The 2,156-nt window shown below is 67.5% G+C and carries 3 protein-coding genes; 2 read left to right on the top strand and 1 reads right to left on the bottom strand.

The window, feature by feature from the left end:
* A partial coding sequence (locus tag G7A99_RS18510; RefSeq protein WP_240466341.1) for a CynX/NimT family MFS transporter occupies positions 1-1,154 on the bottom strand: 1,154 nt, incomplete at its 3' end.
* Positions 1,155-1,295: 141 nt separating this feature from the next.
* Between G7A99_RS18510 and G7A99_RS18505 the strand changes: the two genes are divergently transcribed.
* Together G7A99_RS18505 and G7A99_RS18500 are read left to right on the top strand one after the other, a co-directional pair.
* Positions 1,296-1,733 carry a MarR family winged helix-turn-helix transcriptional regulator gene (locus G7A99_RS18505; protein ID WP_018718404.1) on the top strand — a complete coding sequence of 146 codons (438 nt, stop codon included), beginning with the start codon at positions 1,296-1,298 and terminating at the stop codon, positions 1,731-1,733.
* Between the two features lie 113 nt (positions 1,734-1,846).
* Positions 1,847-1,990, top strand: coding sequence for a hypothetical protein (locus G7A99_RS18500; RefSeq protein ID WP_156831210.1), 144 nt, complete (start codon positions 1,847-1,849; stop codon positions 1,988-1,990).
* The last annotated feature ends 166 nt before the right edge of the window (positions 1,991-2,156 follow it).

The raw sequence follows: 2,156 nt of genomic DNA, 5'->3' as shown, positions 1-2,156 counted from the left end.
GAGTGTCCCGGTGACAGGACCCGGACCATGGCGAGCTGGACCAGAATGCCCGCGAGCATGATGCCCCATGCCGGGGTCAGGTCGTCGAAGGCGCCGCGCAGCAGACCGGCCAGGAAGGGCATGACGCTGGCGATGACGTATCCTCCCCCCTGGACGAAACCCAGCAGCGCCCCGGCCTGGCGTGCCGCCTGCAGGTGGTCAACCGCGATGATCAGCGACATCGGAAACAGCCCCCCGATGCCCAGGCCGAGCAGCAGCAGGGCCGGTATCGCGAGCGGCCCGGGGGCGACGATGAGGCTGATCAGGCCGAGGGCGATGACGGTGAGGATGGCATAGAGCACCGGGCGGCGGTCGGGGAATCGGTCCACGACCGAGGACAGGCCGACGGCGGCGATGACCTGGGCCAGGGTCAAACCGCCCAGCAGGAGGCCGCTGGCCGTATCGGACCACCCCAGCCGGACATAGAAGGGCGGGAGCCAGGCCAGCACCAGGGTGTAGGCGGCGGTGCCGATACCGAAGAATACCAGCAGGTACCAGGCCCGGCCCGAGCGCACCGGCAGACGGGCGCCGCCGGTGTCGCCGGCGCCCGACCGGGGCGCACTGACCAGCCGCCAGCCGAGCACCGCGAGCACGGCAAAGGCGGTCCATACCGACAGCGCCAGGGGCCAGCCGCCCATGTCCGACAGTGGGGCAACGAGAGATGACGAGAGCATGGCGCCGCCCATGATGCCGACCGTGTAAAGAGACATCAGCTGGCCCGCCTTCTCTCCGTGGTCGCGTTTGATCCTGCCGGGTAACGCCGCCTGGATGACGGCGATTCCGATGCCGCCGATCGTGGCCGTTACGATCAGGCCGGATTCACCGTGAAAGGGCAGGCGTGCCAGTGTTGCGCCGCCCAGCGCGAGGAGGCCGTACAGGACCGTTCTCTCCACGCCCAGGATGCGCTGGAGCGTGCCGCCCATAAACGCGAACAGGCCCATGGCCAGCACGGGCAGCGTGGTCAACAGGCCGGCCGCGGTATCGCCGATGCCGGTATCGTGCTGAATCCTCGCGAGGACGGGCCCGATTGCCGCCATGATCGGCCGCAGATTCAGCCCCACCAGCATCACGGTGATCGCGAACAGCACGTAGCCCCTCGTGTTGACTTTGGACATGAGCATCTCCAACAATCGGTTTCACGAAAATACTCGATACAAAGAATCTTTATGTCAAGACAAAATGAAAGAGAGCTCTCCCGCGCCGACCTGGCTCTACAGCAGTGGAAACGGGAGTGTCCGGAACTGAACGCCCCGGTGATGTCGCTGTTCGGCCGGCTGACCGAAGCCTCGGACCTGCTGGACAAGCTACACGTCACGCCCTTACACAAGCGGCATGGCCTACGGCGTGGCGAGTTCGACGTGCTGGCGACGCTGCGCCGGTCGGGAAAGCCTTACGCGCTCTCGCCGACGGCGCTGTACCGGTCGATGATGATGTCCTCGGGGGGGATGACGAATCGCCTCGATCGTCTCGAACGCTCGGGTCTGGTTAACCGGCGTCCCAACAGTGACGATCGCCGCGCCGTCGTCGTCGAGCTGACCGAGCAGGGGCTGAACCGGATCAACGCCATGCTGGCAGAACACGTGGCCGGCGAGGAGAGCCTGCTGGCAGCTCTGAGCCAGGAACAGTGCGAACAGCTGGATGCCCTGCTCGCGGCCCTGATCGATTCGATGTCGCGGCAGACGCCCCCGGAGTGACGGCTTTAGCGGGCGCCACCCGGCCGGGAGCGGCGCTGACCGGCCTGTAGTCGCCGCCATTTGCATCGGGCGGCGGCGCCGGAATGGTCATGCCGGTGTCCGTGGACAGCCCGTTGTCAGCCGCAGATGACGTTGGTCGTACGGTGGTGGGCGAGCGCGTCGCCAACCAGCACCGGCTGACCGGCGCGCTGAGCGAGACGGAGCGGGCAGAGCTGGACAGGCTGCTCGCCAAATGGCTGGCGTCGTTCGAGCCCTAGACGAGGGCCCGTCGCCGATGCGGGAACCAGTTCGGGTAGGTCGTGCGCCGCAGGCGTGCGACCTATTCCGGAGCGGTGCCGGCAGCGTCGCACACGGCCCACGGCCGTGCACGACCTACCCACCCGGGTATGCCCGTCCGCGACGATGTCCGGTGCCGGGCGCAGC

The sequence above is a fragment of the Arhodomonas sp. KWT genome (assembly GCF_010993615.1).
Note: the sequence above shows the minus strand (reverse complement) of the source record. Positions and strands in the feature narration are given on the sequence as shown.

What these genes read in the sequence shown, in the direction of transcription:
- G7A99_RS18505 (WP_018718404.1), top strand. Translation starts at nt 1,296, where the DNA reads ATGTCGCTGTTCGGCCGGCTGACCGAAGCCTCGGACCTGCTGGACAAG.